This window comes from Saccharospirillum sp. HFRX-2 (assembly GCF_043196805.1).
Taxonomy (GTDB): domain Bacteria; phylum Pseudomonadota; class Gammaproteobacteria; order Pseudomonadales; family Natronospirillaceae; genus Saccharospirillum.
In genome coordinates this window covers 15579-41150 of the sequence record NZ_JBEBMU010000007.1, presented here as the reverse complement: position 1 = coordinate 41150, position 25572 = coordinate 15579, and the positions used below count along the sequence as shown (strand labels likewise).

Genomic DNA, 25572 nt, shown 5'->3' with positions numbered 1-25572 from the left:
ATCTTTCGTCTAAAGGAGTGCGCCGGTGAGCAGTTCCCGGCAACGACATTCAGCGCTGACTCAAGGTCAGCGTTGGGTGATAAAAATCGGTTCGGCGCTGTTGACCAACGATGGTCGTGGCCTGGATGAAGTCCGTATTCGTCAGTGGGTCGCGCAGATGGCGCAGTTGCGTGACCAGGGTGTGGAAATCGTGCTGGTTTCCTCGGGCGCTGTGGCTGCAGGCATGCATCGTCTGGGTTGGGCGACACGTCCGGAATCCATGGAATTATTGCAGGCCGCCGCCGCTGTGGGTCAGACCAAACTGGTACAGACCTATGAAGAGGATTTCCAGCAGCACGGTTTGCACAGCGCTCAGATTCTACTGACGCATGAAGACCTCTCCGATCGACGCCGTTATCTGAACGCCCGTTCCACCCTGCGGGCTTTACTGGCGCTGCCAGTGATTCCCATCGTTAACGAAAACGACACGGTCGTGACCGATGAAATCCGCTTTGGTGACAACGACACCCTTGGCGCACTCGTCGCCAACCTGGTGGAAGCGGATGCGCTCATTTTGCTGACTGATCAGGACGGCCTGTTCGACGCCGATCCCCGCTCCAATCCCAATGCCCGTTTGATTGAGCACGCCCTGGCCTGTGATCCTCGGCTGGCAACGATGGCTGGCGGCGGCGGTCTATTGGGTCGTGGTGGCATGACCACCAAGGTGCGGGCCGCCAAGCTGGCGTCGCGCGGCGGTGCGGTTACTGTTATTGCCGGAGGCCGGCTGGATGAGGTGCTGTTGCGCATTCGCGCTGGCGATGCGGTCGGCACTGAACTGATTCCCGACGTTGGCCCGCTGGCCGCGCGCAAGCAATGGCTCGCCGGACAACTGCAGACCAAGGGTGAAATATCGCTCGATGCCGGCGCCTGCCGTGCCTTGATGGAGCAGGGCAAAAGCCTGTTGGCCGTTGGCGTGACCGGCGTCAAAGGGCGTTTTCAGCGCGGCGAATGCGTCTCCTTGCTGGATGAATCTGGCCGGGTGATTGGCCGTGGCCTGTGCAATTATGACAGCGATGACGCAACGCGATTAATCAAACAACCCTCTCGCGAATTCGAACGCATTCTGGGCTTTATGGCTGAGCCGGAACTGGTGCATCGCGACAACCTGGTATTGCTATGACGACAGCAGACGATGACCGCAAGCGTTGCGGCTGGTGCAGTGGCGATGCTCTTTATCAGGCCTATCACGATCAGGTCTGGGGGCGGCCGGTAGGCGATGGTCGTGAACTTTTCGCCAAACTGTGTCTGGATGGACAGCAGGCCGGTTTAAGCTGGCTGACCATCCTCAAAAAGCAGGATAACTATTATCGCGCCTTTGCCGATTTTGATCCCGAGGCGATAGCCGCCTTCAGCGATGAAGATTTGGCGGAACGTCTGACCGATCCCGGCATTGTGCGCAATCGCCTCAAGGTTGAATCCATTCGACGCAATGCTCGCGCTTATCTGGCGATGCATGAAGCCGGTGAGGATTTCGCGGCGTTTTTGTGGTCCTTTGTCGGCGGTCAGCCGATTATCAACCGCTGGCAACGACTGGATCAGATTCCGGTCTCCACGCCCGAAGCGGAAGCCATGTCAAAAGCGCTGAAAAAGCGCGGTTTCAACTTTGTCGGTCCAACCATCTGTTACGCCTTTATGCAGGCGACCGGTTTGGTGATGGATCATCTGACTGACTGTCATTGTTTTGAGGATTGTCAGGCGCAGGCACGGGCTTTTGATCCTGTTGTGGCAAAGTTATGACTTTCGACGGCTGTGGTTGCTAATGCAAAACCGTACAATCGCGGCGTCGAAATTGGCTATTGAGTTTTATTAATGCGGCACAAGCCCCCATTTTTGCCCCCGGCGTTGGGATTGTTGGTGATGCTTGGCATCTTTGCGCTGCATTTTATCCTGCCGTTGGGAACCCTGTTTCCCTATCCATGGAATTTCATAGGGCTGATCCCGGTGGTTATCGGTGCCCTCTTGAACATCGCCGCAGATCGCGAGCTGCAACGTGCTGGTACCACCATCCAACCCTTTGAGCGTCCTACCTCTTTGGTCGATCGTGGCGTTTACCGCATCAGTCGCAACCCCATGTACCTGGGCTCTATTTGTATTGCGATCGGTCTGGCGATCTGGGTTGGCTCGCTGTCTTCCTGGGTGGTGCTGCCGATTTTTGTTCTGGTGTTGTACTGGGTGTTTATTCGCTATGAGGAACGGGTGCTCGAACAGGAATACGGTGCCAGTTATCAGGCATATCGCCAGCGGGTCTGTCGTTGGTGTGGCCGTCGCGGAGGTCGCCAAGAGACCGACCGTTAAGTAGCATGGGTACTTTGCTGCCCAGGCTTCGCCAAGGAAAAACTCAGCATGTGGTTTCGCTTACTTCATCTTTATGAACGCCTTGTCACCGAGCGTGCGCTTTGGTTGATGCTGGCGTTGGCTCTGGTCATCGGCTTTTTCGGTTATCAATCACGGCATTTCTCGCTTGATGCGTCTGCCGAGAGCCTGTTGCTGGAAGACGACCCCGACCTGGAATTATTCCGCACCATCTCCGAGCGCTACGGCTCCCAGGAATTCCTGGTGCTCACCTTTACTCCTGAACAGCCGCTGTTCACTGAGCAATCGCTGAGTACGCTCAGTGAGCTGCGCGATGAGTTGCGCCAGTTGCCGACGGTCGATTCGGTGGTATCGGTGATGGACGTTCCGCTGTTGTCCAACCCACCCGTACCGATGACCGAACTGGTCAGCAATATCAAAACGCTCGAAGATCCGGACGCCAATCTGGAAATGGCGCGTTCGGAGCTGGCCAACAGTCCGTTGTATGTCAATCTGCTGTTGAATCTGGATGCCAATACCACGGCGCTGCAGATCAATTTCCCGCGTGATGAGGTTCAGGATCGACTGCTTGAAGAGCGGGAATCCTTACAGGCTCTGCGCGATACAGATTCGCCGCAATTCGACGCCGATGAGTTGCAGGCTGTGGAAACGGCTTTGCAGCAACGCCGAGATGAACGTTCTGAGGATATCGGTATCGCCATCGATTCGGTACGTTCCATCATGACCGAATACGAAGATGCTGGTGAGTTGCATCTGGGCGGCGTACCCATGATCGCCGATGACATCATCCGCTTTGTGCGCAGTGATCTGATCACCTTCGGTCTGGGCGTTTTATTTTTATTGATCGCGACCTTAACCGCTATTTTCCGCCACCCGCGTTGGGTGGTGTTGCCGATGATCTGCTGCAGCGTGGTGGTGGTGACCATGCTCGGTATTCTCGGTTGGGGACGTTGGCCGGTGACGGTGATCTCCAGCAACTTTATTTCGTTGCTGTTGATTCTGACGCTGTCGATGTCGATTCACCTGATCGTGCGTTATCGCGAATTGCTGCGCCGCCATCCGGACTGGGAACAGCGTCAGTTGGTGACCACGGCGGTACGTCGCATTGCCGTGCCTTGTCTGTATATGGCGCTGACCACCGGTGTTGCTTTCGCGTCTTTATTGTTCAGCGGTATTCGCCCGGTGATTAATTTTGGCTGGATGATGACGCTGGGTATTGGCGTTGCCTTCGTGGTTACCTTTTTATTATTCCCCTCCATGCTGGTGTTGCTGGGTAAAAAAGGGAGCACCGGGGAAAGCCGCAGCGGCGGTGCAGCGAGTCGCTTTTTCACCCGTCTGACGCTGCGTTCTGGTGGTTGGATCTGGATTGTCAGTATCGCTTTGGCGGGATTGACGCTGGTCGGTGTGTCGCGACTGGTGGTGGAAAACAGCTTTATCGATTATTTCGGCGAGAACACTGAAATTTATCAGGGCATGACGGTGATTGATCAGCGTCTGGGTGGCACCACGCCTTTGGAAGTGCTGATTAATTTTCCCGGCAGTTCGTCCTTGCAACCGGCCGATGGCATCCGTGAATCTGATCTGGATGAAGCCGCTGAAGAAATGGCGGAAATGAATCCTTCGAGCGCCGGTGACGGTTTTATCGATGATTCCGAAGGTGCCTTTGTCGAGGAAGATTTCCTCAGTATGGACAGTGGTGAAATGGGTTCCTTCCAGGATGATTTCGACGGTGAAGACGACCCGAAAAAATACTGGTTTACCAGCGACAAAGTCGAGCGTATTCGGGCCTTGCATAATTACCTGGACGCCCAGCCGGAAACCGGCAAGGTCATTTCGTTATCGACCATGGTGACCATCGCCGAATCTTTTAACGATGGCGAACCGCTGAGCAATATACAACTGGCACTGCTGTACTCGATCATACCGGCGGAATTTCGTGCGCTGGTGATCGATCCTTATGTATCGGTGGAGCATAACCAGGCCCGCATTAATGTGCGCATTCTCGATTCGATGGATGGCATCAATCGCGATGAGCTGCTGGCGCGGATTAAAACCGATGCCGTTGAACAATTGGGTTTTGAGCCGGATGAAGTTCAGCTCAGCGGCATGATGGTGTTGTACAACAACATGCTGCAGAGTCTGTTTGATTCGCAAATCAAAACCCTGGGTGCTGTTTTTGCCGGCATCATGCTGATGTTTTTATTGTTATTCCGCAGCCTGAAACTGAGCCTGATTGCTATGGCGCCGAACATCCTGGCGGCCGGTTGTGTGCTGGGTATTATGGGCTGGTTTGGCATTCCGCTGGATATGATGACCATCACCATTGCCAGCATTACCATTGGTATAGCGGTGGACAATACCATTCATTACATCGTGCGGTTCCGTCGCGAGTTTGCCAAAGATGGTCAGTACGTACGCGCGCTTAAACGCAGTCACGATTCCATTGGCAAAGCGATGTATTACACCTCGCTCACCATCATTCTGGGCTTTTCCATTCTGATGCTGTCTAACTTCCGACCGACGCTTTATTTTGGCCTGCTGACAGCCTTGGCGATGGTGGTTGCGCTGGTGGGTGCCTTGACCTTGTTGCCGCGTCTGATCGTGTTGTTCCGTCCTTTTCCACAACCAGAAAAACTGACGCCGTCCGACGATTGAGACGGACGGCGTAGCACTTTATGAGTGTGGATGAGCCAGCAAAGTCGGGTCGAGCAACGACTCCAGTTCTGAACGCGACAAGTCCGTCATTTCAGCGGCCACCTCAATAATGGGGCGGCCGTTTTTATAAGCCGCCTTGGCAATCTCGGCGGCTTTTTGATAACCCACTACCGGGTTTAGTGCCGTGACCAGAATTGGATTGCGGTGCAGCGGACCTTCCACCGATGCCTGGTTGACTTTGAGGCCCGCTATGGCTTTGTCGGCTAAATGCTGGCAGGCGGTGGTCATCAGCGCAGTGCCTTGCAGTAGGTTACGAGCGATCAGCGGCAGGCTGACATTCAGTTGGAAATTACCGGCTTGCGCACCCAGAGTGATGGCCGCATCGAAGCCGATCACCTGATAAGCCGCCATCAACACCGCTTCGGGAATCACCGGGTTGACCTTGCCCGGCATGATCGACGAACCCGGTTGCAATGCCGGTAATTCCAGTTCCGATAAACCGGCCAAAGGCCCGGAATTCATCCAGCGCAAATCGTTGCTGATTTTGATCAGTGTCGCCGCCAGACCTTTCAAATGAGAGGACAATTCCAGTGATGCATCCTGACTGCTGATGCCATAGAAGGCGTTGTTATGCGGGCAAAAATCGCTGTGCAATTGATGGTTCAGGTGCGCACAAAAGCGTTCGGCAAAACCGCTCGGTGCATTGATACCGGTACCGATGGCGGTGCCACCCTGGGGCAGGGCTTTCAGTCGGGTCAGGCATTGTTGCAGGCGACGCTGACTGGCGCTGAGCGCTTCGCTCCAGGCGGAAAATTCCTGCTCCAGAGTGATCGGCATGGCGTCCATTAAATGGGTGCGACCGGTTTTGACCACATTGCGAAACGTCTGGCCGCGTTCGTCGATGACATCGCGTAGCTGGGTGATCGCCGGCAATAATTCGCCTTCAACCGCGAGCGCACTGCTGATCTGGATGGCGGTGGGAATGCTGTCGTTACTGCTTTGGCTGGCGTTGACGTCGTCATTGGGGTGGATGTTCAACTGACTGGCCTGATTGGCTAAATAGGCGACCACCTCGTTGACGTTCATATTGGTGCTGGTGCCGGAACCGGTCTGGAAAACATCGATGGGAAACTGGGCGTCAAAATCCAGCTTACGTGCTGCTTCGGTGGCGGCGACAATGGCATCGGCGCGCTCTTGTTCCAGCGAGCCCAGTTCGGCATTGGCTTGGGCTGCGGCGGCTTTGAGGCTGAGCAGGGCATCGATAAAGGCGCCCGGCAGGCGTTCGCCGGAAAGTTGGAAGTTGTCCAAAGCGCGGGCGGTCTGGGCTCCATAGAGAGCGTCGTCGGGAACCTGCAGTTCCCCAAAACTATCGGTTTCGGTACGCATGGCAGAAATCTCCGCTGTATAGATACAGCCAAGATTTTGGGGGAGAAAGTGGCAAGTCAAGGGCGACCTGAGTCGCCCTGATGGGAAAGGTTGTTTTAGAGTTCGGCCTGACGCTCGAGACGATTGACCTCGAAGGCGCGCACGCGGCGGTTGTCGGCGTTAATCACACGGATCATCAAATCACCCAGGGTGATGGATTCATCGCGCTTGGGCACCTTGCCGAACTTGTGCATGACGATGCCGCCGATGGTGTCGAATTCCTCATCGCTGAATTCGGTCTGGAAGTGTTCGTTGAAGTCTTCTATCGGCGTCAATGCCTGAACCAAAAATCCGCCATTGCCGTTGGGCCGGATGTTGGCGTCAACGGCGTCGTCGTGTTCGTCTTCGATTTCGCCGACGATTTCTTCCAGCACGTCTTCGATGGTAACCAGGCCGGCGGTCTGGCCATATTCATCGACCACCACTGCCATATGGTTGCGGTTGGAGCGGAAATCCTTCAGCAGGACGTTCAGGCGCTTACTTTCGGGCACGAAGTTGACTGAGCGAATCAGGCTGGTCAGACGTGCCTGCATCTGGTCGAGTTTAAAACCGGTTTGCAGACCGAGGCCGAGTAAATCCTTGGCCAACAGAACACCGACGACCTCGTCGGAATTCTCGCCCAGTACCGGAAAGCGGGAGTGACCGGATTCGACAATTTTACCCAGCCAGTCTTCGATGGTTTCGTCGGTTTCGACACTGACCATCTGCGAGCGGGGGATCATGATGTCGCGCACATGCATGTCGGAAACGTTCAACGCGCCTTCGATGATTTTGAAGGCTTCGTTGTCCAGGATGTCTTTATCCTGAGCGTCTTTGAGGACGCTGAGCAGATCTTCGCGATCCTTGGGTTCCCCGGTAAAAGCGTCTGCCAGTCGTTCCAGCCAGGATCGCTTCCCGGGGTTGCTACTCGTGGGTCGTTCGTCGCTCATGGCGCCATCATTCCTCTGTTTGTGCCGGTTCAGACCGGCGGTTTAACCCTGGATGCTGTCGGTGGCGTCCGGCAGCAGGTAGGGGTCGGGCAGGCCCAGATCGGCCAGCACACGACGTTCAATATTTTCCATGACTTCGGCGTCCTCCGGCTCAATATGGTCAAAGCCGAGCAGATGCAAGGCGCCATGAATCACCAGATGTGCCCAGTGCTGCAGTTCGGTTTTGCCTTGTTCGGCAGCTTCACGCTGTACCACCGGTACGCAAATGACCAGATCGCCTAGCAAAGCCTGTGCCTCGGCATCGTCAACGCCCGGCGGCAACTCAAACGGGAAGGACAACACATTGGTGGGTTTGTCCTTGCCACGGTAGTCCCGGTTCAGACTTTGGCTTTCGTCTTCATCGACCAGGCGGATGCAGACACCAGCGTGATCGCGATAACCGGCCAGCGCCGGTATCAGCCAGCGCTCAAATTGGGCGGGCTGCGGCAAGTTGTTGCCGCTGCTGGCCAGTTGCAGGTCGAGGTCGAGTTTCATGCGTTTTCGTGGCGGTCGTAGGCATCGACGATGCGCTGCACCAGCGGGTGACGCACCACGTCTTTGGAGCCGAACTGGGTGACACTGATGCCATCAACACCGCCCAGTACGTCCAGCGCGTGTGCCAAGCCAGAGCTTTGACCACGTGGCAAGTCGATCTGCGTCGGGTCGCCGTTAATCACCGCCGTGGAGCCAAAGCCGATGCGCGTTAAGAACATCTTCATCTGTTCGCGTGTGGTGTTCTGGCTTTCATCGAGAATGATGAACGAATTGCTCAGCGTGCGGCCGCGCATATAAGCCAGCGGAGCGACTTCGATGACATTGCGCTCAATCAGCCGATCAACCTTTTCGAAACCGAGCATTTCGTAGAGGGCGTCATACAGCGGGCGCAGATAGGGATCGACTTTCTGGCTCAGATCGCCTGGCAAAAAGCCGAGTTTCTCGCCGGCTTCGACCGCCGGACGCACCAGCATAATGCGTTTGACCTGATCCTTGCTCAAGGCATGAACGGCGCAGGCAACGGCCAGGAAGGTCTTGCCGGTACCGGCCGGACCCACCCCAAAGTTAATATCGTGGGTTAGCACATTGTGCACATAGCCGCGCTGATTCGGCCCGCGCGGTTTGATCACCGACTTGGGGGTATGCAGCACATAGAGTTTTTGATCATGGGTCTGTTCTTCGGGATGCTTCAGCGTTTCCACTTCCGATGCTTGCAAGAACAGATTGATGGTATCCGGCAGCAGATCACGACCCCCTTTGGTTTCACGGTACAGCCGCCTGATGATGTCTTCGGCGGCTTGCACAGAACCGTCGTCGCCCTGAACTTCAAAGCGATTGCCACGATTGAGCACTCGCACATCCAGGCGTTCTTCGATCTGCTTAAGGTTATCGTTAGCCAGGCCACAGAGGCTGGCCAGTCGCTGGGGATTGTCGGGTTGCAGCTCGAATTGACGCTGACCCGATGCCGGGGCGTCGAGCCCGGCCAGGGACGGGTTAGTCAAAGTAGGTGAGGTCCTCTAGTGGGAGTTTGGTCTGGGTCAAGGATACGCCGCGGTACGAGGCTGTCAAAATGCCATTCGTCTAAAAAACGTCCGTTTTATAGCGCTTGGTTTGATACATCGATCAATAGGCCAGATCGGCGTTGATGACCTCGCCACGCAGCGAGTTGGAATAAGCCTCAGTAATGCGCACCTGAACGAATTTGCCGACCAGATCGTCTGCGTCATCACAACGGAAGAAAGTGGGACGGTTATTCTCGGTGCGGCCCTGCAGCTCGTTCGGATCGCGCTCAGACGGCCCGGTAACCAGGACGATTTGAGTGGAACCCACCATGCGGCGGCTGATTTGCTGTGCCTGCTGGGTGATGCGTTCCTGCAAAATGGCCAGGCGCTGCTTTTTTACCGCTGCCGGGGTGTCGTCTTCCAGACTGGCCGCGGGCGTGCCCGGGCGCGGGCTGTAGACGAAACTGAAGCTGTGGTCGAAGCCGATGGTCTGGATCAGGTTCATCGTTGCTTCGAAGTCGGCATCGGTTTCGCCCGGGAAGCCGATGATAAAATCGGAAGAAAAGCTGATGTCCGGGCGGTTAGCGCGAATACGCTCCATCTTCTCGACGTATTCGGCCGCCGTATGGCCGCGCTTCATCGCCGCCAGAATGCTGTCCGAGCCGCTTTGCACCGGTAAATGCAGGTGGCTGACCAGTTCCGGGACGTCTTTGAACGCATCGACCAGGGAGTCGGTGAATTCCACCGGATGACTGGTGGTGAAGCGGATGCGGTCGATGCCGTCGATCTGAGCGGCGAGGGTGATCAGTTCGGCCAGGTCGGCTTCGCCACCATCGTGACGCGGGCCGCGATAGGCATTGACGTTCTGACCGAGAAAATTGATTTCACGCACGCCTTGGCCGGCTAGGTGAGCCACTTCGGCGATCACATCATCGAACGGCCGGCTGACTTCTTCGCCTCGCGTATAGGGCACCACGCAGAAGGTGCAGTATTTGGAGCAACCTTCCATCACCGAAACGAACGCCGATACGCCATCGCTTTTTGGCGCTGGCAGATGATCGAACTTCTCGATTTCCGGGAAGGTGACGTCGACCATGGCAATGCGGTTGCTGCTGGTCGGTGATTGCTTGTTGGCGCCGTCGAGCATGGACGGCAGGCGGTGCAACGTTTGCGGACCAAAGATCATATCGACGTAAGGCGCGCGCTCGGAGATGGCTTCACCTTCCTGGGAGGCGACGCAGCCACCCACACCGATCTTCAGATTGGGATTTTTGGCTTTCAGCTGCTTCCAGCGACCGAGCTGGTGGAACACCTTGTCCTGCGCTTTTTCGCGAATGGAGCAGGTGTTGAGCAGCAAAACGTCCGCGTCTTCGGCCGAATCGGTCAGCTCATAACCGTGGCTATCGCCGAGCAAATCGGCCATGCGGGCCGAGTCATACTCGTTCATCTGGCAGCCATGGGTTTTGATAAACAGCTTTTTGCTCATGAGATCAGTGGTGGTCTTCGTGTCAGTGCATCTTGGGGGCGGCGATTATACGCCTTCATCGGTTCAGACCCAACCATCGATTGTGATGCTTTTTGGCGGGTTCAGCCTGGCTTGGCGTGGCATTGAATACCGGCGTCAGCGCATCCATATTGAGCGCACTAACACCCCTTTCGAATCGAGACTGCATGACTACGCCCCAATCCATTTACCGTGTTGCCTTTGTTAATCAGGACAAGGTTTACGAGATCTATTGCGCACGCATCTTTCAGAGCGAACTCTATGGTTTTATCGAGGTAGAGGAGTTGCTGTTTGGTGAACGCAGTCAGGTATTGGTCGATCCGGGCGAAGAACGGCTGCAAAAGGAATTCAGTGGCGTCAAACGCAGTTTTATTCCGATGCACGCCATTGTGCGTATCGATGAAGTGGAGAAAGAAGGTGCGGCCCGCATTCGCGACAGCAAAGGCGGGCCGGTGATTCAGTTTCCGGCCAGTGGTCCGCGGCGCTCTGAATAACCGCGGTCTTTACCGGAAGTTGCCAGTATCCGGCTGGAACTCGATCCCGGCCGGACTATACTGATGCCAAAGAGCGCTTGTTCGAGCGCTCCGAGGCCAGGTGAGGTAAGAGCCATGTCCGCATTATTGCTTGTTGTCAGTTTGATTGCGTTGGCTGCACTGATGATGGCGCCGACGTCATCCCGGACGCTGGAACCGATTCGGTTACCAGTTGAGGACCAGCGCCAGCACCGCCGCCCGCGCCGCTAGTCGGATGATTCCGGCCGCTGCTGACCCACAGTGCCAGCAGCGCCAAGCCGCCAACCAGCGGCACCGTTATCCAGATCAGCGTATTCCAGCCGAACTGGAACAAAAACCAGCCGGCACCGAGTGAGGCAATCGCCTGGGTGCCAAACACCAGAAAGTCATTCACCGCCTGAACCCGAAAACGTTCCTTGCCCACGTAGGTGCGCGGCAGCAAGGCGGTTCCCGCCACAAACAGAAAATTCCAGCCAATCCCCAATAGAATCAGTGAGCCGCCATAGTGGCCCAAGCTGCGACCGCTGAGGCCGACCAGAATCATGCCTGCATAAATCATCAGGCCAGCCGCCATTAAGGCTTGAGGCCCGAAGCGGCGAATCAGCGTTGCGGTGGCCAGCGACGGTAGGAACATCGCCAGAATATGCGCCTGGATCGCGCCTTTGGTCAGCGACAGGCTGTGATGATCAAACTCGTGCATGCTGATCGGCGCTGCCGTCATCACCAGGCTCATCACGCTGTAGGCAACGGCGCCAGACAATAACGCTAGCCACAACAGGGGTTGAGCCAGCAGACGGGGCCAGGGGCGGCCGTCGGCGTCGGCGGACTCGGCCACCATCACCGGATCGCGGAAGCCAAATGCCAGCAAGAAGGTACTGACCAGTTGCAAGGCCGCCAGCAGCAGAAAAGAGCCGGCATAGGGCGCAGCGGTTAGCGCTTCACCCCGGGCGCCGGCCTCGGGTCCGACGATGGCAGCAAAAATACCACCGAGCAGCAACCAGGATACGGCCTGACCATGACGCTCAGAGCTGACGCTTTCCATGGCCGCAAAGCGGTATTGGTTAACGAAGGCAATGTTGAATCCCAGACAGGCCGTTGCCAGCAACAGCAACCCGAAACTGGCCTGATTGAGCGCCAGGTAACCCAGCAGGCAGCCGCAAATCGATACCGCATTGCCCGTGAGAAACCCCAGGCGGCGACCCACTTTCTGCATCAGCAGGGAGGCGGGCAGAGTGCTGAGGGCGGTGGCGAGGATCAGTATGGCCACTGGCAAGGTAGCCAGTTCCGGGCTGGGCGCCAGGCGCGCACCAACCAGGCCACCGATCAGAATCACCAGGGGTGCGGCGGTCATGGAAAAGGCCTGGGTGGCGATGAGTATCCAGAGGTTACGGGGAATGGCAGACATCGGTGCTATCCAAAGAGGGTAAAGCGCCAGACTATAGCCTGTACAAGTTCAAGCAAAACGTTGGCGACTTTTTAACCGCTGCGTATAATCGCCGCGCCATTGAGCACAGACGATAGCAGCCGGGAGCCTGAATGCGGGTGTTTAAACATCAAAACCTCATTGCCTTGATCGGCGCGTTGACGCTGCTGTGTCTGCCGGTGCGGGCCAATGAAGTGGCTTTGCTGGAAACCGATTTGCCGGATCTGACGCAAATCGCTGATGTCACTACTAAAAAATCGCAGTTTATCGAGTTCCTGGCGCCGCGTGTGCTGGCCGAAAATCAGCGTATTGAAGCCGAGCGCGCCTGGCTGCTGCAGATGCGTGATCAGGCTAATGCCGGCCAACCTTACCAGCCCTGGCAGCAAACCTTGCTGGTGCGGTTGGGGCGTTATTATGAAGTAGACGCCGAACCCGGTACGCGGGCTTATTTCCAGCAGATGTTGCATCGCGCCGACATCCTGCCGGTGTCCCTGGTATTGGCACAGGCCGCCAAGGAAAGTGGCTGGGGCACCAGCCGCTTTGCCACCGAAGGCAATAACCTCTTCGGTCAGTGGTGTTTCCAGACCGGCTGCGGCTTGGTGCCGACCGGTCGACCGGAAGGGGAGCGCTATGAAGTTAAGGCATTCGACAGTGTGGCTCAGGCGGTGTCGGCGTATTTCCGCAACGTCAACACACACGAACCCTATGTGGCGCTGCGCAATATCCGCTCTGAACTGCGTTATCTGTCGGTGCCGCTGGAAAGCGACACTCTGGCCTGGGGGTTGGAAAGTTATTCGGTTCGCGGCGAAGCCTACATTCGTGAATTGTCCGAATTGATTGATTACAACGATCTTAAACAACACGACCTGCCAGCCTATTACGCCCTCAATTGAGCATCTGCCTTGTGCCCATGAGGGAAAAACCGTAAAAAGGTGCCTTTGCCAGCCAAGGTGAGGTTTTATGTTCAGTGGCATTGTCCAGAATTCCGCGCCGGTGCGCATTGAGGCGCGCCATCAAGACTTATGGACGTTGTCGGTACCGCTGACCACCAAGCAGCGCGATGGTCTGACGCCCGGCGCCAGCATCGCACTCAATGGTACCTGCCTGACCGTGACTCAGATCGACAGCTCAGGCCGCGCTCACTTCGACGTCATGATGGAAAGCCTCAGAGTCACCAACCTGGGCGATCTGAACGATGGCGATCCGGTGAACGTCGAGCGCGCCGCTCGCTTTGGTGACGACATCGGCGGACATGTCATGTCCGGCCATATTCAGAGCATGGTGCCCATATTAGCGATTGAGCGGCCCACCAATAATTGTGTGATCTGGTTTGGTATCACCCCCGAGCAGCGCCGCTATCTGTTTGCCAAAGGCTTTGTTGGCCTGAACGGTTGCAGCCTGACCATTGGTGAGGTGCTCGACGATCGGTTTAACGTCTTCCTGATTCCGGAAACCCTGAACGTCACCACCTTCGGTGAAGTGGCGGTTGGTGATCGTATCAACCTGGAAGTCGATGCTCAGACTCAGGCCATTGTCGATACTTTAGGGCGCATGCGTGCGGCAGGTGAATTGTGATTGTTGAGCAAGCCATGTCTTCGGACGTGATCTGGCAATGTGTGGCTTTTGATGAGCTCGACATCCGGTCGCTCTACGATCTGCTGGCGTTAAGAATGTCGGTCTTTGTCGTCGAACAGAACTGCCCCTATCAGGAACTGGACGGTAAGGATCAGCAAAGCTGGCATATGCTGGGTTATCGCCAGGGACAGTTAGTGGCGACCGCCCGCATTTTGGCACCCGGCGCCAGCTACGCCGAAGCGGCCAGCATTGGTCGGGTGGTCAGTGCACCAAGCGAGCGTGGCACTGGCATCGGCCAGGCGTTGATGACGGAATCCGTGCAAGCCTGTGTGAAACGGTTCCCGGACCATCCCATTCGGATTGGCGCGCAAGCCCATCTGGATGCTTTTTACCGTCGCTTTGGTTTTGTCTCAAGCGGTGCAACCTATCTGGAAGACGGCATTCCCCACATCGAAATGACCCGCCCGGCGGGTGCATAATGAGCAACACTTTTCTTTCGGTCTAACAAGAGGTGGCCGTGGATATCCCAGCCTTCCACCAAGCGTTAACTGACCATCTTCCGGCATCGCGGTTGATCACCGACGCCGCCCGGCGTTTTGCGCTGGGCACCGATGCCAGCTTCTATCGCATGACGCCTGAGCTGATTGTGCAGATCGACAGCGAAGCAGAACTGCTCATCGTGCTGGAGCAGGCGCGACGTTTTCTGGTGCCGCTGACCTTTCGTGCTGCCGGCACGTCTTTATCCGGCCAAGCGGTGACCGATTCGGTATTGGTGATGTTGACACCCAACTGGCGCGGTTGCCGGATTGAACCTTTTGGCGAACGGGTGCACCTTCAGCCCGGTTTGATCGGTGCGCAGGCAAATCGAAAGTTAGCCTATTTTGGCCGCAAGATCGGACCGGATCCGGCCTCAATTAACGCGTGTCAGATTGGTGGCATCGTCGCCAACAACGCCAGTGGCATGTGTTGTGGCACGCGGCATAACAGCTATCACACCCTGGCCGGTATGCGTCTGGTATTGGCCGATGGTGGCATTCTCGACAGTCTCGACCCGGACAGCGTGCGCGCCTTTCGGCGCAGCCACGCACGCCTGCTCAAAGGCATTACCGATTTATCGCAGCGCCTGAAGCGCAGTGAAAAACTGTCCGAGCGGGTGCGCCACAAATACCGCCTGAAGAACACCACGGGCTATGGCCTCAATGCCTTACTCGATTTTGACGATCCGATCGACATCCTGACGCACCTGATGGTCGGTTCCGAAGGCACCCTCGGTTTTGTCAGCGAAGTCAGCCTGAATACGGTGCCCGACTGGCCGCATCGCGCCTCCGTGATGGTCGGCTTTGACAACCTGAGCCACTGCGCCGAGACAGTCAGCCAGCTAAAGGCTACGCCGGTGGATGCGGTGGAGTTGCTCGACAGCCGAGCCGTGCGTGCGGTGGCGCATATGGATGGCTTGCCGACCTTTGCCCGGCGGCTGCCGGATCAGGGCGGGCTGTTATTGGTGGACGTGCGCGGTGAAACCCTCGAGCAGCTGGACCTGCATTGCCAGACTGTTCAGGCTGTCTTGGATGGTGCCGGCGTTAATCACAGTACCGGTTTCACTCGCGATAAAGGCCGTATCGAGGCGTTCTGGACGCTGCGTAAAGGCACTTTCCCGGCGGTAGGTGCGCATCGTGCTGTCGGCACCACGGCGGTTATCGAAGACGTCGCCTTTCCTATCGAGCGGCTGGCTGAAGGCGTGGCTATGTTGCAGTCGCTGTTCGATCGCCACGGCTATGAAGAGGCCATCATTTTCGGCCATGCGTTGGAAGGCAATCTGCACTTTGTGTTCACCCAGGGGTTTGACGACCCTTCCGAAGTGCGCCGCTACGAAGCCTTTATGGCCGATGTGGCCGATGCGATTACCGGTACACTGGGCGGTTCGCTCAAAGCCGAGCACGGCACCGGCCGCAATATGGCGCCCTTTGTCGAGCAGGAATGGGGCAAAGACGCCTACAAGCTGATGAAGGCGCTGAAGAAGTTGATCGACCCGCAAGGCTTGCTCAATCCCGGTGTGATCATCAACGACGATCCTCAGGCGCATCTGCAACATCTGAAATTGATGCCCCAGGCCGATCGTCTGGTCGATGCCTGTATTGAATGCGGTTTTTGCGAACCGGTGTGTCCGTCGCGCGAACTGACGTTAACCCCGCGCCAGCGCATCAGCTTGCACCGTGAAATGCAGCGTCAGCGGCGTGAAGAGGGCCTTGCTGACGGCTGGCAGGATCGCTTTGATCATCAGGCGATCGACAGCTGCGCCGCGACCGGTCTGTGCCAGAATCAGTGTCCGGTCGGTATCAATACCGGTGAGTTGGTGCTCAAGCTGCGCGCCGAGCGCAACCATCGTTATATCCGTCTGGCGCGGGCCATGGGACGCCATTATGCAGCGCTGGCCAGTGTTACCCGAGCAGGTCTGTGGACCGCACGGTCAGTGCAGCGCCTGACCGGCCCGCAACGCCTGGAGCGTTGGTCGGCGGCGGTGCGCAAGCTCAGCGGTGGCCATACACCCTTGTGGTTGTCGACCTTGCCGGGCCCGGCGCGGCCAGTGTACGCACCGAATCGAACCACCCGGCCGAGTGACCGTGAAGTGCTGGTGTATTGGGCGTCCTGCGTGTCCCAGACCTTTGGCGCAGCCTTGACTGATGAAAACCGTTCCAGTCTGCCCGCTGCCGTGCTCAGCGTGTTGCGCAAGGCCGGTCTGAATGTGGTGATGCCGCAGCCGACGCGTGGTCTGTGTTGTGGTCAGCCGTTTCAGTCCAAAGGTCACTTTAGCGTCGCCGAACAGCAGCGTCAGGAACTGGTGGATGAGCTCTGGGAAATTTCCAGTGGCGGACGTTTCCCGGTATTGGCCGACACCAGTCCGTGCAGTTTGCGGGTGCGTGAAGCGGCCAGTGAGCGCGGCATTCAGTTCTATGACAGCGTCGACTTTATCGACCGCTTCCTGCTTGATCGCTTGCATATCGAGCCCGATCCGCAGCGCGTCGCGGTACACACCACCTGCAGTGTGCAGCGTCAGGGAATTGCGCCCAGTCTGGCGCGGGTACTGGATAAACTGACGCCGGATTGGGTGCAACCCGACGGTATGGCCTGTTGTGGTTTTGCCGGCGACAAGGGCTTTACCCAGCCGGAACTGAACGCCTCGGCGCTGCGCGGCCTGGACGAGGCTGTCAGTGGTTGTGCCTACGGTATTTCCACCAGCCGCACCTGCGAGATCGGTTTGAGTCGGCACAGCGGCCTGACGTATTTGTCATTGTTTGAGGTTTTGGACCGCCTGTCGCAGGCGCGAGAGGAAACCGCCGCTGTTTAAAGCGGCGGCGTTGGTCAGGCTTTCAGAAAGGGATTAAGAATCCAGCCCAGTGGCCCAGTCAGTTTCACTGGCGCTTCGACCACCGAGAGGATCAGGCAGTCTTCATGGGCATCGGCCTGAGGCGCATGGGTGTCTGTGCCGCTGCGACGAATAAAGTCGCCTTCGGCATAGGAGCCCAGCTGATCGGAAAAACCGCCTTCGAGCACCACACTGATTTCCTCACCACGATGCTGGTGGTTGGGTACCCGACCGCCGGCTTTCATATGATGCAGACCGATGATCAGGTCGCCGTCGTCGAGCAGGCGGGTGACGCGCAGGTTTTTCATCGGTTGATTCCAGTCCAGTTGCTCCAGTGAGTCAGGCAGCAAAGTCCTGAGCGCACGCGGAAAGCGAGCGGATGCGGGGTGTTTTGCAGCCGGAGCAGCAGCTTCCGGTTCGCGCTGGATGCGATCCATCAGGCTGGCGAAGGCCGTGTCGGCAACCGGTGCCGGTGCTTGCTGTTCAAACAAGACGGCGCTGGTGCTTTCCAGTTCGCTGAGTGCCTGGCGACACTGGCTGCAGTAGTGCAGATGCACGGATATCGCGATGCTGACGCCGGCACGGCAGCTTCCGGCGGCAAACTCCACGAGTTGATCGGAATGTGGATGCCACTGGGTCATAGGTCAAACGCCTCCAGAGAGAGTTTCAGTTTCTTCATCGCCAGGCGAACCCGGCTTTTGACGGTTCCCAGAGGTAAATCCATTTCATCGGCCACTTCCTGATGGCTTTTGTCTTCCATAAAAACTTTCGCCATGACCTGGCGCTGATCGACCGGCAGATCGGACAGGTGATCGCGCACCTGATCCTGAACGCGCGCCTGACGCACTTCGCCAAAGAGGTCGGCATCGGCTTCCAGTTCCCAGATATCATCGGCGGGCAAATCGTTCTGGTGTTTGCGCAGACGGCGCAGCATATCGATGCGCTGGTTCCGGGCAATGGTGAATATCCAGGTGGAGGCGGCGGCTTTGCGGCGATCGAAAGTGGCGGCTTTGCGCCAGACTGCCAGCATAACTTCCTGCACCAGTTCATCGGGCAGATGATCGCCGCTGCGGTTCAAGCCTGAGGACAGGGCAAAGGCTTTGATCAGCGGCGCGAAATGGTTGAACAGCTGTTCGAAAGCTGCAATGTCCTGGCGTCGGGCGACTGCGTCGAGACAGTCAGACCATTGCTGAGTCGCCTGGTTGGCTTCTGTCATTTTGCCTGCTTTCTTGGCTGAAAGTATCGAGATTACAGGGGCGCCTGCCATATGAGAACCTGTTGTCCGTTTGTCTGGCAGCGATTTACGTTGCTGTCGCCGTAACGGATCACCTCAGCAGGCAAGTGCTTTAGTTTTGCTCGGCCAGCGCCTCACGAATCCACTTCAACAGTCGTTTGGTTTGCTTACCGGCATGGAGCGGGGCATCGGCTTCATCCGGCTGTTCCTTGCGCGCGGCACGCACCATGGCGCGAAAGGCCTGGCGTTCGGTGTTGGGGTGTTGCTCGAACCAGGCGGCTTCGGCGCCGCTGTCATTGAGCAGACGACTGCGCCATTGTTCGGCCTGGTTCTGCTCGCGCAGAAAAACTTCCGAGGAGGGGTCGAGTCGATCCAGTGCCAGTTGAATGCCGTCGATATCTTCGTTGCGCATCAGCTTGCCGATGTATTGCAGATGGCGACGACGGGCTTCGTTCTGGGTGACGCGACGATTCTCATCGATGGCCGCTTTGAGCGCTTCGCTGGTTGGGACGGTCGCCAGCTGATCGGCGCGCAGCGTGAGCAAGCGCTCGCCAATCGCCTGCAGGCGATGCATCTCGTGTTTCATCTGGGTTTTGCTGACCCATTCGATGTCTTGGTCGTCGTGATCGTGATTGTGGTCGGACATGAGTAGCAGGGTATCTCCGCCGGGCCAGGTTCATTGCTACTATCCAGAGCAGCTTTTAGAGCAGGAACAGGGTGGCCAGGCTCAGGAAAGTCAGGAAGCCGACGACATCGGTGATGGTCGTCAGCACGACGGTGCCGGCCAGGGCCGGGTCAATGTGCAGCGATTTTAGAAGAAAGGGCAGGGTGGCACCAGCACAGACGGCCACCAGCAGGTTAATAACGATGGCAGCGGCGATAACCAGTGCCAAGTCGGAATCCTGATACCAGCCGATGGTAATGGCGCCGATGATGCTGGCCCAGAGCACACCGTTGACGGCGCCCGAACCGAGTTCCCGGCTGATCAGCCAGCCGAGGTTGTCGCGTTTGACGTGGCCGGTGGCCATGCCGCGGATCATCACCGTCAGCGTCTGGCTGCCGGCAATGCCGCCCATGCTGGCAACGACCGGGCTGAGCACGGCTAGGGCAACAATCTGCGCAATGGTGGCTTCGAACTGGCTCATCACTGCCGCGGCGATAAAGGCGGTCAGCATATTAATGCCCAACCAGACGGCGCGACTGCGAGTGGTACGAATCACCGGCGCGAAAATATCGTCCTCTTCGTCCAGGCCGGCCATGCTCATGACGGTATGGTCGGCGCTGTCGCGAATCACATCGACGACGTCATCGACGGTGATGCGGCCGAGCAGCGTGCCGGTGTCGTTGACCACCGGCGCTGATACCAGGTCGAGGCGTTCGAAGCGACGCGCTACCTGGTCTTCGTGCAAGCTGGCGGGTATGCCTTCGATGTCGTCTTTCATGATCTCACGCACCTTGGTTTGCGGTCCGTGAGTCAGCAGTTTGGTGATCGGCAAGAGCCCGACATAGCGAAACTGGCGGTTGACCACCCAGAGTGAATCCAGGTGATCGGGTAGCTCCAGCCGGCGCAGATAACGCAATACCGTTTCCACGGTAACGTCAGCGCGCACCGTGATCAGGTCGGTATTCATCAGGCCGCCGGCGGTGTCTTCCGGATAGGCCAGCAAGCCTTCCACGGTCGCCCGAGCGGACGGTGGCATCAGTGACAAAACTTGATGCGTAACCGGTTCGGGAATCTGTTGCAGCAGGTCGGCGAGGTCGTCGTGGTCGAGATCCTGGGTGGTTTCCAGAATCTCGTGGGCGTTCATCTGCGCCAGAAAAGCTTGTTGCAGGTCTTCATTCAGATGCGGCAGCACCGCGCCCTGGCGTTCATCGCTGAGAAAATCCCACAGCAATTCACGGATGCGGCCGGGGGACGACTCGAGAATATGGGCCAGATCGGCCGAGGCGAGGTCTTCGTCGCAATAGCGCTGTACCCGATCCAGATCACCCGCTTCCAACGCCTGCAACAGACCGGCGCGGTCGTGGTCGTGCTGTTCCAGGTGCGGCGTGGTTGGCATGGGACGTCCCGGTTGCCGAGGTGAGCGATCGAGGAGGAGTGTAGCCTTTAGTTCAAACCGTAATAAAGAGGTCGATCGGTAATCCTGAAATGAAAAACAGGCACAAGCCCGTTATTCGTCTTCGCCAAAACGATCCTGCACCAGCGCCAGAATGGCGGTCCAGGCTTCGGCCGCATCCGGGCCGTCGATTTCCACGTCCAGGTCGGTGCCTTGGCTGGCGGCGAGCATCATTACTGACATGATGCTTTTGGCATCGGCTTCGCGGTCATCCTTGCTCAGCGTAATACGGCTTTCATAGTTACCGGCTACGCCGACCAGTTTGGCAGCAGCGCGGGCGTGCAACCCCAGTTTGTTGATGATGGTGAGTTGTTCTTGAATCACGCCTGATCATTTCCCATGTCGCGGTGGCGCAGCTGAACGTTGGCGTTGCCAGTGGCAAAGGTTTTATGCAGCTGCTCGGCGAGAAAAACGCTGCGGTGCTGACCACCGGTGCAGCCGATTGCCACAGTGAGGTAGGAGCGCTGGTTGGCTTCGTATTGATGCAACCAGCGGTCGAGAAAGCGACGGATGTCTTCAAACATTTCGGTCACCGCCGGAGAGGCGCGCAGAAAGTTCTGAATCGGTTCGTCTTTACCGGTGAACATGCGCAGCGATTTGTCCCAATAGGGATTGGGCAGGCAGCGCACATCGAACACCAGGTCGGCATCACGCGGCACACCGTGTTTGAAGCCGAACGACAAAAACTGCAAGGCGATGCCGCCGGGCTTGTCGATCAGCCGCTGCCGTACCTGGTCGCGCAACTCCTGCAACGACAAACCGCTGGTATCGATTTTCAGACTGGCCAGATTAGCCACCGGCGCCAACAGTTCGCCTTCCACTGCTATGGCTTCGGCCAGGGATCGATCGGCATTGGTCAGCGGGTGTTTGCGCCGCGTGGCAGAGAAGCGTTGCAGCAGTATGGTTTCTTCGGCATCGAGATAAAGAATGTCCGGCTGCAGTGTTTGCGGCAGGGATTTCAGGATGGCAGGCAAGCCATTGATGGCATCGGAGGCGACCCGTGCATCGATACAGACCGCTACGTCCGGCTGGGCGGTACTGGCGGTCATCCAGTGGACCAGTTCCGGTAACAAGGCCGGTGGCAGGTTATCGATGCAATTAAAGCCTGCGTCTTCAAGCGCGTTCAGGACGGTACTCTTGCCCGACCCTGAGCGTCCGCTGATGATGACCAGCCGGAAATCGGGATGCGCCATGGCGATCAGAGGCCCTGAATAAATTGCTGATAAAGGGTCTGGCTGTCGGAGGCCTGGCGCAGTGATTTCACCAAGGCGCTGTCGTTGAATCGTTCCACCACAGCGGCCAGTAAATTGAGATGATCGTCGGTGGCCGCTTCAGGCACCACCAGCACGAACAAGAGGTCGACCGGTTTGCGGTCGGGGGATTCAAAATCGACGGCTTCGTCGAGTTTGGCGAGCGCAGCGATGGGGCGTTCAATCTGCGCCAGACGACAATGCGGTACAGCAATGCCTTGGCCTAAACCGGTGGAACCCAGGCGCTCACGGGCAATCAGCTGATCGAAAAGATCGACTTCACCAACACCATCAAGTGAAGCCGCCAAGCGTTCGGCCAGACTCTGCAGAACGCGTTTCTTGCTGACACCGAACGCGCCGGTATAGACGCGTTCGGATGAGAGGACCTGGTCCAGTTGAATCATGGTTAACGAGAGTTCCCGTGCATGCGGTCGACCGTTTTTTCCTTGTGCTTGAGCAACTGGCGGTCGAGTTTGTCAGTGATCATGTCAATGGCGGCGTATAAATCATCGTGTGCAGCATCGGCGTGCAACTGAGCCCCCTTGATGTTCAGCGAAGCTTCCGCTTTTTGCCGATTTTTTTCAATACTGAGCGTCACCTGGACGTTGCCGATCTGATCGTAGTGTCGCTCCAGTTTTTCCAGCTTGGAGGCAACATAGTCGTGCAGAGCTTCAGTAACTTCGACGTGTTGACCGCTGATGTTGACTTGCATAGTCCGCTCCTCATGCAGTGACAATGATTCAGGCCATGATGTCGGCCGGCTTCCTTGAGTGCTATCCCTGGTTTCAGTCTAGCTCCTGATTCAATCTTTGCGGTGAGAGGCTGCTACTTCAAGCCTGCAGTCGTTCGAAAATCTGATCTAAATCAAACTCTTACGTTCATTTGACGGAGGAATATGCATGGCCTCCCGGTACTTGGCGATGGTGCGTCGGGCGACCTTGATGCCCTGGTCGCCAAGCAAGGTGGCAATTTTGGAATCACTCAGCGGTTTGCGCGGGTTTTCCGCCGCGACCAGCTTGCGAATGATGGCGCGAATAGCGGTGCTCGAACATTCGCCACCGCCTTCGGTGCTGACATGACTGGAGAAGAAATACTTCAGCTCAAAAATACCGCGCGGGGTGTGCATGTATTTTTGCGTGGTGACGCGCGAGATAGTCGATTCGTGCATCTCGACCGCCTGCGCCACATCATGCAGCACCAACGGCTTCATCGCTTCTTCACCGTGTTCGAGAAAACCGCGCTGATGTTCAACGATATTAGTCGCCACTTTCAGCAGCGTTTCGTTACGGCTTTGCAGACTTTTAATGAACCAGCGCGCTTCCTGAAGATGATCTTTAAGGTAGGTGTTGTCGCTGGAATTATCGGCGCGTTTGACCATCGAAGCGTAGGATGCATTGACGCGCAGTTTGGGCGCGATGTCCGGATTTAACTCAACCAGCCAACGATTGTTTTTGATGTCTTTGCGCACCATGACATCGGGCACCACATATTCGTCTTTGCCGCTTTCGATCTGGTTGCCCGGTCGCGGGTTCAGGCTTTGAATCAGCAGAATAACGTCGCGCAGGTCGTTTTCTTTTAGCCGCGTTTTACGCATCAGTTGGGCGTAGTCGCGTGCGCCAAGCAGGTCCAGATGATCTTTGACGATCTTAAGCGCTTCCTGGCGGCTGGGGGTTTCTTCGGGCAGTTGGTTTAATTGAATGCTGAGACAGTCGGACAGATCGCGGGCGCAAACGCCGGCGGGGTCGAAATGCTGAACGCGGCGCAGTACCGCTTCCACTTCGTCCATTTCCAAGGGGTCGTCTTCACTGGACAATTCTTTGTCCAGGCCTTCAAAAATTTCATCGAGGCTGGACTGCAAATAACCTTCGGCATCGACGCTTTCAATGATGGCTTCGGCGATCAGTCGATCGCGATCGGTCATGGTGGTCAGGTTGAGCTGCCAGTTCAGATGATCCCAAAGCGAGTCGGTGGTGCCGTAAACGTTCTCGAAATTGAAGTCGTCATCACCAGACGGTAAGCCATGACTGGTCGGTGTGTGGGTGTAGATGTCGTCCCAGGATGAATCAACCGCCAGATCATCCGGAATGTGTTCCTGAATTTCCATTTCCTGGCGATTGTCGGAATTGTCGATCAGAGTTTCGGCTTTGGCCCTGTCGCCATTCAGTGAATCGCCATTATGGGATTCGCTGGTGTTGGCATGGTCATGTTCGCCATCGCTGCTGTTGCCGCTGTCGTCTTCGCGAACCTCCAGCATGGGGTTGGTTTCCAACGCCTCCTGAATTTCCTGTTGTAAGTCCAGGGTCGACAGTTGCAGGAGACGAATGGCTTGCTGCAGTTGCGGCGTCATCGTCAACTGCTGACTCATTTTAAGTTGTAAGGAGGTCTTCATAGAGGTGTTAATACGCCTTTGGGCCTGTTAATTACAACGAGTCCTGACGGGAACCTTGCCGTCATAGCCGGAACTGGTCGCCTAAATATACCTCACGCACGGTGGCGTTGTTGAGTACATCCTCAGCTGTTCCTTCAGCGATGATATGTCCGTTGCCAACGATATAGGCTTTTTCGCAGATATCGAGCGTTTCACGGACGTTGTGATCGGTGATCAAAACGGCAATGCCGCGATCGCGCAAATGATGAATGATGCCTTTGATGTCGCCTACGGAAATCGGATCGACACCGGCAAAGGGTTCGTCCAGCAACACCACCGCCGGTTCCATGGCCAGGGCGCGGGCGATCTCTACGCGGCGGCGCTCACCACCGGACAGCGCCATACCCAGGCTGTCGCGGATGTGGTTGATGTTGAACTCATCGAGCAACGATTCCAACCGATCGTGGCGCTCACTGCGCGACAACTCTTTACGCGTCTGCAGCACGCCGAGAATGTTGTCGGCGACACTCAGCTTGCGAAAGATCGACGCTTCCTGAGGCAAATAACCGATACCGTGGCGTGCCCGGGCGTGCATGGGCAGTTTGGTGACAGCGGTATCGCCGACGTAGACCTCGCCATTGTCGGCAGGAATCAGCCCAACAATCATATAGAAGCAGGTGGTTTTCCCCGCGCCATTGGGGCCGAGCAGACCGACGATCTGACCAGGCTCCACGCTGAGGCTGACATCGCGTACCACCGGGCGTCTGCGGTAACTTTTGGCCAGGTGTTTAGCGTGCAATAAACTCATTCAGTCCACCGCTCCTGGCTGGATGATCCAGGTTGCCTGAGGTGCTTCAGGATTTTCTGTCTGGCTGCGTACCGAGCGCACACTGAGTGTTTCTTCAACCAGATTGTATTGGATGTAGTCAGCGTTGATTTCGCTGTCATTCTGCTCCAGGCGCCCGCCGCCTTCGGTGATAATGATGTCTTGTTGTGGCCGGTATTCGATGCGCTGACCTTGCACATGGATCAGCGGTTCGCCGACATTCGGCTGTTCCTGATAGCGCGCCGGTTCGCCACGCGCTTCGAGAAATTCAATCACGCCGGTGGCCGGGTCGCGGGTGACATCAAGGGTATCGGCCCAGACTTCCAGGCTGCCCTGCTTGAGGTGAACGTTGCCCTGAAAATGCGCTTCGCCACTGCCGCTGCGAAAAGCGCCCTGGTCGGCCTGAATGGTCATCGGCTGATCGCGATCTCCGGGCAGTGCCAAAGCGGCACTGCTGCACAGGCACAGTGCGGCGGCGGTCAAGGTCATGCGCCAGCGCCGCT

The 25572-nt window shown here is 57.1% G+C and carries 26 protein-coding genes; 9 read left to right on the top strand and 17 right to left on the bottom strand.

Annotated features, from left to right (window positions below; genetic code table 11):
• The first annotated feature begins 25 nt into the window (after nt 1-25).
• From proB to ABMA60_RS14290, 4 genes are all read left to right on the top strand, one after another.
• On the top strand, nt 26-1159 hold the full coding sequence (gene proB / locus ABMA60_RS14305) for a glutamate 5-kinase (protein WP_392804288.1): 1134 nt from the start codon (nt 26-28) through the stop codon (nt 1157-1159).
• Nucleotides 1156-1776, top strand: coding sequence for a DNA-3-methyladenine glycosylase I (locus tag ABMA60_RS14300; RefSeq protein ID WP_392804286.1), 621 nt, complete (start codon nt 1156-1158; stop codon nt 1774-1776). Before proB ends, ABMA60_RS14300 begins: the two co-directional genes overlap by 4 nt.
• A 72-nt stretch (nt 1777-1848) precedes the next feature.
• Nucleotides 1849-2334 carry a methyltransferase family protein gene (locus tag ABMA60_RS14295; RefSeq protein WP_392804284.1) on the top strand — a complete coding sequence of 162 codons (486 nt, stop codon included), beginning with the start codon at nt 1849-1851 and terminating at the stop codon, nt 2332-2334.
• 48 nt (nt 2335-2382) lie between these two features.
• A complete protein-coding gene (locus ABMA60_RS14290) occupies nt 2383-5007 on the top strand; it encodes an RND family transporter (RefSeq protein ID WP_392804282.1) in 2625 nt (874 codons plus the stop codon).
• Nucleotides 5008-5025: 18 nt separating this feature from the next.
• Here the strand turns inward: ABMA60_RS14290 and ABMA60_RS14285 are convergent, their stop codons facing one another.
• The 5 genes from ABMA60_RS14285 to miaB form a co-directional block, all read right to left on the bottom strand.
• Complete coding sequence (locus ABMA60_RS14285) at nt 5026-6393, bottom strand: class II fumarate hydratase (protein WP_392804280.1); 1368 nt, start codon at nt 6391-6393, stop codon at nt 5026-5028.
• 95 nt (nt 6394-6488) lie between these two features.
• Nucleotides 6489-7361, bottom strand: coding sequence for an HlyC/CorC family transporter (locus ABMA60_RS14280; protein WP_392804278.1), 873 nt, complete (start codon nt 7359-7361; stop codon nt 6489-6491).
• 42 nt (nt 7362-7403) lie between these two features.
• Nucleotides 7404-7895, bottom strand: a complete 492-nt coding sequence (gene ybeY, locus ABMA60_RS14275) for an rRNA maturation RNase YbeY (RefSeq protein WP_392804276.1) — start codon at nt 7893-7895, stop codon at nt 7404-7406.
• A complete protein-coding gene (locus ABMA60_RS14270) occupies nt 7892-8896 on the bottom strand; it encodes a PhoH family protein (protein WP_392804274.1) in 1005 nt (334 codons plus the stop codon). Before ABMA60_RS14270 ends, ybeY begins: the two co-directional genes overlap by 4 nt.
• Nucleotides 8897-9017: 121 nt before the next feature.
• Nucleotides 9018-10382 (bottom strand): tRNA (N6-isopentenyl adenosine(37)-C2)-methylthiotransferase MiaB, encoded by a 1365-nt coding sequence (gene miaB / locus ABMA60_RS14265; protein WP_392804271.1) that lies wholly within the window; start codon nt 10380-10382, stop codon nt 9018-9020.
• Nucleotides 10383-10567: 185 nt separating this feature from the next.
• Here miaB and ABMA60_RS14260 point away from each other — a divergent pair, with 185 nt between their 5' ends.
• Complete coding sequence (locus ABMA60_RS14260; protein WP_392804269.1) at nt 10568-10894, top strand: DUF1820 family protein; 327 nt, start codon at nt 10568-10570, stop codon at nt 10892-10894.
• Between the two features lie 136 nt (nt 10895-11030).
• On the opposite strand, the gene ABMA60_RS14255 is transcribed toward ABMA60_RS14260, so the two are convergent.
• A complete protein-coding gene (locus ABMA60_RS14255) occupies nt 11031-12317 on the bottom strand; it encodes an MFS transporter (protein ID WP_392804267.1) in 1287 nt (428 codons plus the stop codon).
• Nucleotides 12318-12448: 131 nt separating this feature from the next.
• Here ABMA60_RS14255 and ABMA60_RS14250 point away from each other — a divergent pair, with 131 nt between their 5' ends.
• From ABMA60_RS14250 to ABMA60_RS14235, 4 genes are all read left to right on the top strand, one after another.
• On the top strand, nt 12449-13228 hold the full coding sequence (locus ABMA60_RS14250; protein ID WP_392804264.1) for a glucosaminidase domain-containing protein: 780 nt from the start codon (nt 12449-12451) through the stop codon (nt 13226-13228).
• A gap of 67 nt (nt 13229-13295) precedes the next feature.
• Nucleotides 13296-13910 carry a riboflavin synthase subunit alpha gene (locus ABMA60_RS14245; protein ID WP_392804262.1) on the top strand — a complete coding sequence of 205 codons (615 nt, stop codon included), beginning with the start codon at nt 13296-13298 and terminating at the stop codon, nt 13908-13910.
• Between the two features lie 14 nt (nt 13911-13924).
• The gene (locus ABMA60_RS14240) at nt 13925-14389 is read left to right on the top strand and encodes a GNAT family N-acetyltransferase (RefSeq protein WP_392804260.1); all 465 of its coding nucleotides are present in this window, start codon (nt 13925-13927) and stop codon (nt 14387-14389) included.
• Between the two features lie 38 nt (nt 14390-14427).
• A complete protein-coding gene (locus ABMA60_RS14235; RefSeq protein ID WP_392804258.1) occupies nt 14428-17256 on the top strand; it encodes an FAD-binding and (Fe-S)-binding domain-containing protein in 2829 nt (942 codons plus the stop codon).
• A 14-nt stretch (nt 17257-17270) separates the two neighbouring features.
• Here ABMA60_RS14235 and ABMA60_RS14230 read toward each other — a convergent pair whose 3' ends face one another.
• The 11 genes from ABMA60_RS14230 to lptA all read right to left on the bottom strand — a co-directional run bounded on the left by ABMA60_RS14230 (nt 17271) and on the right by lptA (nt 25558).
• On the bottom strand, nt 17271-17915 hold the full coding sequence (locus ABMA60_RS14230) for a ChrR family anti-sigma-E factor (RefSeq protein ID WP_392804255.1): 645 nt from the start codon (nt 17913-17915) through the stop codon (nt 17271-17273).
• A complete protein-coding gene (locus ABMA60_RS14225) occupies nt 17912-18490 on the bottom strand; it encodes a sigma-70 family RNA polymerase sigma factor (RefSeq protein WP_392804253.1) in 579 nt (192 codons plus the stop codon). The genes ABMA60_RS14230 and ABMA60_RS14225 overlap by 4 nt, the downstream gene beginning before the upstream one ends.
• A 130-nt stretch (nt 18491-18620) precedes the next feature.
• The gene (gene yjgA, locus ABMA60_RS14220; protein ID WP_392804251.1) at nt 18621-19154 is read right to left on the bottom strand and encodes a ribosome biogenesis factor YjgA; all 534 of its coding nucleotides are present in this window, start codon (nt 19152-19154) and stop codon (nt 18621-18623) included.
• A gap of 55 nt (nt 19155-19209) precedes the next feature.
• Nucleotides 19210-20568 (bottom strand): magnesium transporter, encoded by a 1359-nt coding sequence (gene mgtE, locus ABMA60_RS14215; protein ID WP_392804249.1) that lies wholly within the window; start codon nt 20566-20568, stop codon nt 19210-19212.
• A gap of 111 nt (nt 20569-20679) precedes the next feature.
• On the bottom strand, nt 20680-20949 hold the full coding sequence (locus ABMA60_RS14210; RefSeq protein WP_392804247.1) for an HPr family phosphocarrier protein: 270 nt from the start codon (nt 20947-20949) through the stop codon (nt 20680-20682).
• Nucleotides 20946-21818, bottom strand: a complete 873-nt coding sequence (gene rapZ / locus ABMA60_RS14205) for an RNase adapter RapZ (RefSeq protein ID WP_392804245.1) — start codon at nt 21816-21818, stop codon at nt 20946-20948. Before rapZ ends, ABMA60_RS14210 begins: the two co-directional genes overlap by 4 nt.
• A 5-nt stretch (nt 21819-21823) precedes the next feature.
• The gene (locus tag ABMA60_RS14200; RefSeq protein WP_392804243.1) at nt 21824-22279 is read right to left on the bottom strand and encodes a PTS sugar transporter subunit IIA; all 456 of its coding nucleotides are present in this window, start codon (nt 22277-22279) and stop codon (nt 21824-21826) included.
• A gap of 2 nt (nt 22280-22281) precedes the next feature.
• Nucleotides 22282-22587 (bottom strand): ribosome hibernation-promoting factor, HPF/YfiA family, encoded by a 306-nt coding sequence (gene hpf, locus ABMA60_RS14195; RefSeq protein WP_108162703.1) that lies wholly within the window; start codon nt 22585-22587, stop codon nt 22282-22284.
• Between the two features lie 147 nt (nt 22588-22734).
• Entirely contained in the window at nt 22735-24264 is a 1530-nt protein-coding gene (locus tag ABMA60_RS14190; protein WP_392804240.1) for an RNA polymerase factor sigma-54, read from the bottom strand.
• A 61-nt stretch (nt 24265-24325) separates the two neighbouring features.
• Nucleotides 24326-25051, bottom strand: coding sequence for an LPS export ABC transporter ATP-binding protein (gene lptB, locus ABMA60_RS14185; protein WP_392804238.1), 726 nt, complete (start codon nt 25049-25051; stop codon nt 24326-24328).
• On the bottom strand, nt 25052-25558 hold the full coding sequence (gene lptA / locus ABMA60_RS14180) for a lipopolysaccharide transport periplasmic protein LptA (RefSeq protein ID WP_392804236.1): 507 nt from the start codon (nt 25556-25558) through the stop codon (nt 25052-25054).
• Nucleotides 25559-25572: the final 14 nt, after the last annotated feature.

What these genes read in the sequence shown, in the direction of transcription:
- mgtE (WP_392804249.1), bottom strand. Translation starts at nt 20,568, where the DNA reads ATGCCAACCACGCCGCACCTGGAACAGCACGACCACGACCGCGCCGGT.
- ABMA60_RS14225 (WP_392804253.1), bottom strand. Translation starts at nt 18,490, where the DNA reads ATGACAGAAGCCAACCAGGCGACTCAGCAATGGTCTGACTGTCTCGAC.
- ABMA60_RS14285 (WP_392804280.1), bottom strand. Translation starts at nt 6,393, where the DNA reads ATGCGTACCGAAACCGATAGTTTTGGGGAACTGCAGGTTCCCGACGAC.
- ABMA60_RS14295 (WP_392804284.1), top strand. Translation starts at nt 1,849, where the DNA reads ATGCGGCACAAGCCCCCATTTTTGCCCCCGGCGTTGGGATTGTTGGTG.
- rapZ (WP_392804245.1), bottom strand. Translation starts at nt 21,818, where the DNA reads ATGGCGCATCCCGATTTCCGGCTGGTCATCATCAGCGGACGCTCAGGG.
- ABMA60_RS14255 (WP_392804267.1), bottom strand. Translation starts at nt 12,317, where the DNA reads ATGTCTGCCATTCCCCGTAACCTCTGGATACTCATCGCCACCCAGGCC.
- miaB (WP_392804271.1), bottom strand. Translation starts at nt 10,382, where the DNA reads ATGAGCAAAAAGCTGTTTATCAAAACCCATGGCTGCCAGATGAACGAG.
- ABMA60_RS14280 (WP_392804278.1), bottom strand. Translation starts at nt 7,361, where the DNA reads ATGAGCGACGAACGACCCACGAGTAGCAACCCCGGGAAGCGATCCTGG.
- lptB (WP_392804238.1), bottom strand. Translation starts at nt 25,051, where the DNA reads ATGAGTTTATTGCACGCTAAACACCTGGCCAAAAGTTACCGCAGACGC.
- ABMA60_RS14245 (WP_392804262.1), top strand. Translation starts at nt 13,296, where the DNA reads ATGTTCAGTGGCATTGTCCAGAATTCCGCGCCGGTGCGCATTGAGGCG.
- ABMA60_RS14260 (WP_392804269.1), top strand. Translation starts at nt 10,568, where the DNA reads ATGACTACGCCCCAATCCATTTACCGTGTTGCCTTTGTTAATCAGGAC.
- ABMA60_RS14200 (WP_392804243.1), bottom strand. Translation starts at nt 22,279, where the DNA reads ATGATTCAACTGGACCAGGTCCTCTCATCCGAACGCGTCTATACCGGC.
- ABMA60_RS14230 (WP_392804255.1), bottom strand. Translation starts at nt 17,915, where the DNA reads ATGACCCAGTGGCATCCACATTCCGATCAACTCGTGGAGTTTGCCGCC.
- lptA (WP_392804236.1), bottom strand. Translation starts at nt 25,558, where the DNA reads ATGACCTTGACCGCCGCCGCACTGTGCCTGTGCAGCAGTGCCGCTTTG.
- ABMA60_RS14290 (WP_392804282.1), top strand. Translation starts at nt 2,383, where the DNA reads ATGTGGTTTCGCTTACTTCATCTTTATGAACGCCTTGTCACCGAGCGT.
- hpf (WP_108162703.1), bottom strand. Translation starts at nt 22,587, where the DNA reads ATGCAAGTCAACATCAGCGGTCAACACGTCGAAGTTACTGAAGCTCTG.
- ABMA60_RS14240 (WP_392804260.1), top strand. Translation starts at nt 13,925, where the DNA reads ATGTCTTCGGACGTGATCTGGCAATGTGTGGCTTTTGATGAGCTCGAC.
- ABMA60_RS14190 (WP_392804240.1), bottom strand. Translation starts at nt 24,264, where the DNA reads ATGAAGACCTCCTTACAACTTAAAATGAGTCAGCAGTTGACGATGACG.
- ABMA60_RS14250 (WP_392804264.1), top strand. Translation starts at nt 12,449, where the DNA reads ATGCGGGTGTTTAAACATCAAAACCTCATTGCCTTGATCGGCGCGTTG.
- ybeY (WP_392804276.1), bottom strand. Translation starts at nt 7,895, where the DNA reads ATGAAACTCGACCTCGACCTGCAACTGGCCAGCAGCGGCAACAACTTG.
- ABMA60_RS14300 (WP_392804286.1), top strand. Translation starts at nt 1,156, where the DNA reads ATGACGACAGCAGACGATGACCGCAAGCGTTGCGGCTGGTGCAGTGGC.
- yjgA (WP_392804251.1), bottom strand. Translation starts at nt 19,154, where the DNA reads ATGTCCGACCACAATCACGATCACGACGACCAAGACATCGAATGGGTC.